Here is a 3715-nt window from a genome sequence, read left to right as displayed (position 1 = left end):
AGTACGGTGCACGCACAGTTCGAGGAGACACTCCCGGAGTGGCCCCTGACCCCACCCACGAACGTGCACCGCCAGGGGCGCGGGGAACTGCGCGACAAGCCACAACGAGACCCGCGGACGGCAGCGCGCAGCGCGGGGCACCCCGGATGCCGGAGGGGCGCGGGGAACTGCGCGAGCGACCACGGCGAACCGTGGGACGGCGATGGCGAGGAAGGGGCTGGACGGGACCCGCAACGGGCTCACCGTCAATGGCTACCCTCGGACGAGGAACGGGGGAGGCGGAGCCTGTGACATGGGGGAGTTGGCGGGGCGCGGTGACGGGTGCGGTCGCGGGCCTGCTGGTGTGGGCCGCGGTGCCCGCCGTGGCCGCGGGGCCGCCGTCGCAGGCGGAGAGCCTGGCCGCGGCGCTGCGGGCCGACCCGGTGTACGTGAGCGACCAACTGCCGCGCGAGGTGCCGCGGTCGACCGCCCCGGAGTTCGCCGCGGCCGCGCGCAGGACCGGTGTGCCGACGTACGTGATGGTGCTGCCGGACCAGCACCAGGGCTCGCTGCTCGGCACGGTGCACGACCGCCTCGGCCGGAACGGCCTCTACGTGCTGCTGGACACGACGGGTGTGGTGGACGCGCGGGCGTTCGGGGTGGCGGCACCCGCCACGGACGCCCATGAGATCGCGCTGTACAGCCTGCCGTACGACGCCGGGGCGCTGCGCTCCTTCCAGGTGTTCGCCGACGCCGTGGCGTCCGGTGCGGGCCCGGCGGCGCGGCGGGCGGCCCGGCTGCAGGACGAGTACGGCGACTCGGGCAAGGGCGTCGAGCCGTTCTACCTGGACCGGACGGACCGGCAGAACCAGGGGTTCGTGACCGGGATCCTGCTGACGTCGCTGCCGTCGGGCACGCTGCTCGTCGCGCTGTACGTGCGGCGCAGGCGGGGCCGCCGGTGGGTGCGCCCGCCCGAGGCGGTCGTCGCCGCGGTGCTCGCCGGGGCCGTGCTGGCGGCGGCGCCGCTGGTGTGCGACCAGAAGCTCGACGGGCCGGAACAGGCGCCCACGCAGGCTGACTTGGGGGCGCGCCTGGACCGTGTCGCGGCCGGGCTGCGACACGCGGCGGTGTACAGCGATCCGGAGAGCCCGCAGGTGCTCGACGCCGCTGGGCTGGCCGAACTCGACCGCAGGATCGCCGCGTACACCCCCGGACCGGTCAAGGTCGCGGTGGTGCCTCAGCTCAGCGACGACGAATCGGCGGGCGACCAGCAGGTGTTCGCCTCGGGACTGCACCGGCTGCTGGGCGGCAAGGGCATCTATGTCGTCGCCGATCCGCTCGAAGGGGCCATCCACGTCTACGACTTCGGGATTCCCGTCGACGCCGCGATGCTGACGCTCGACCTGCCGGACGCCCTGGCCTACGACCACGACACCGCACCGGCCGTCGACCACCGTATGGGCCAACGGCTCGACGACCTGATGGCGTACATGGCGAAGGTGCCGCACTCCGAGCCGGCGCCCGACGGGCCCGACGACCGGCCCGACCCGGTGGCCGGTCACCGGCTGCCGCCGCTGTTCCACGGGGACTTCTGGCCGGGCCTGTTCGTCGGCGCCCTGCTGGCCGGGCTGCTGCTGGGCGTCACCGCCGCGGTCACCGGCACCGCGGCGGCACTCGCCCGGCGCAGGCGGCGGGCCGCGAAGCCGCACGTGACGGCGGCGCCCGCGCATCCCTCGGCGGCCTGGCTGGCCAGGACGGCCGGTCATGAAGTGAACGCGCTTGCCGCGGAGTTGGCGGCGGCGGACGCGAACGCGCCCGGCCGGGAACGTGCCTGGGAGTGCCTCGACGCGGCGATGCTGCTGTCCGGCGGCGCCCAGGCCAGGAGCACGGACGGCGCCGCGGACCTGGCCGCCGCGACCGTCCTGGCCCGCGCGGGGCGCGCCGCCCTGGCCGGACACGCCTACCGCACGTGCTGCAGCGTGAATCCGCTGCACGGCCGGTCCGTGAACGGCACGCGCTACTGCGTCGACTGCCGTCCCGGCGCCGGTTCGGCCGCCCTCGACGCCCTGCGGCTGACCCTGCCGGGCCCGCGGAGGTCCGGCCGGGTGCCCTACGAGAAGGCACCGGGTCCGCTGCCGGCCGTCCGCGACGGGGTGGCCCGGCTCGTCGCCAGCGCGAAGGAGTACGCAAGTGTTCGGTGAATCAGCGTGGTTGAGGTCCCACGGCCGGACCGCGGCACTGCTGCTCGGCGTGCTGCTGGCCGGGTTGCTCGCGGCGGCCGGGCCCGCGGCGGCCGAACCGTCCGCGGGCGCGCGCATCGCGGACGCGCTGGCCGCCTCGCCCGTCTACGTCGACCCCGCGTACGCCTCCGCGGTGCCGTCGGCCGACCGGACGGCCCTGGCCGCCCGCATCGGGCGGACGAGACTGCCGATCAAGGTGGCGCTCGTGCCGCTGGTCAAGGGTGACGCCTTCGACGGCGACCCCCAGGTCCTCACCGACGTCCTGCACGAGCGGCTCGGGCTGCGGGACGTGATCCTCGTGACGCTGGAGCCCACCAGCGACGGACTGTTCGGGGCGGAGTGGCCCGACGGCCGCCACCAGGCGTTCCACGCGGTCGCCGCGGTCGGGTTCCAGGGCGACATGCGGGACGCCGGGCTGGCCGCCCGCCTCGACCGCGCCGTCGACCTCATCGCGCGGGGCGACGGCGATCGCGTCTACCAGCAGGCGACGGCCTCCCTCGACGGCACCCCCGCCCCGCCGGTCCCCCAGGCCAAGGGCGGCTCCTCGGCGGGCGGTTCGGTACTGCCCGTGATCCTGGGCGCGGCGTTCGCGGTCCTGCTGTGCGCGGGCGGTGTGCTGTGGCTGGTCCGCCGGCGCCGCGCCGGTCGCCGGCACGCCGCCCCGTTCGCCTTCCCCGAGGCCGTGTTCGCCGCGGAGGAGGCGGCGGACGAGGCCGCGCTGCGGCGGCGCGCCGAGGCCGAGGTCATCGCGCTCGGCGAACTCCTCGACGACGCGGATCCGGGGCGGCCCTTCCTGCGCGAGGCGCTGGACGCGTACGCGGCGGCCGGCAAGGTCCTGGACGCGGCGCGCTCCACGCCCGACCTCGTCGGCGTCCTGGTCCTGGTCACCCAGGGCCGCGACGCCCACGAGGGGCGCGAGGACGCCCTGCCGCTGTGCTTCTTCGACCCCCTCCACGGGCGGGCCGCCCGCCGCCTCGACTGGCGCCCCCTCGGACGGACGCGCGCCCTGCACGTCGCGGCGTGCCGGGCCTGCGCCGACGCCGTGCGCGGGCACCGCGCGCCGGAGGTCCTGACGGACGTGGACCCGGCGGGGCGGCGCGTGCCGTACTTCGAGGTGCCGGCCGCGCGAAGTGTCTGGGCCGCGACGGGTTACGGAGCGATGGCCCTGCCGGGCCGGGCGTCTCGCGACGACCCGGACGCACTCGTCCCCCGCGTGCTCCGCGGTACCCCCGAGGCGTGACCCGGCCAACGGGGTGCCGCGCGCTGCGCGGGGCTTGTTCCGGTGCGGTTCCCGTGGTGCCCCCGGGGCGCCATACCCGTGTGCCGCGCCGTCGTGGCTTGTCGCGCAGTTCCCCGCGCCCCTTTCGGGGCCCGTCCAGCCCCTTGCGGTACGTCGCCGTGTCCCGGCCGGTGGCCGGTTGCTCGCGCAGTTCCCCGCGCCCCTGGCGGTGCACGTTCGTGGGTGGGGTCAGGGGCCACTCCGGGAGTGTCTCCTC

Annotated in this window: 2 protein-coding genes; both read left to right on the top strand. The window is 76.4% G+C overall.

Translation table 11 applies throughout. The features are described 5' to 3' along the window. Positions 1 to 287: 287 nt before the first annotated feature. Positions 288 to 2180 carry a hypothetical protein gene (locus BMW99_RS38940; protein WP_141726240.1) on the top strand — a complete coding sequence of 631 codons (1893 nt, stop codon included), beginning with the start codon at positions 288 to 290 and terminating at the stop codon, positions 2178 to 2180. After that, the gene (locus BMW99_RS38935) at positions 2170 to 3459 is read left to right on the top strand and encodes a hypothetical protein (protein ID WP_245791817.1); all 1290 of its coding nucleotides are present in this window, start codon (positions 2170 to 2172) and stop codon (positions 3457 to 3459) included. Before BMW99_RS38940 ends, BMW99_RS38935 begins: the two co-directional genes overlap by 11 nt. Positions 3460 to 3715: the final 256 nt, after the last annotated feature.

This window comes from Actinacidiphila rubida (genome assembly GCF_900110255.1).
GTDB classification, from domain to species: Bacteria; Actinomycetota; Actinomycetes; order Streptomycetales; family Streptomycetaceae; genus Actinacidiphila; species Actinacidiphila rubida.
The sequence above is the reverse complement of the archived record's forward strand: the minus strand, read 5'-3'. Positions and strand labels throughout refer to the sequence as shown.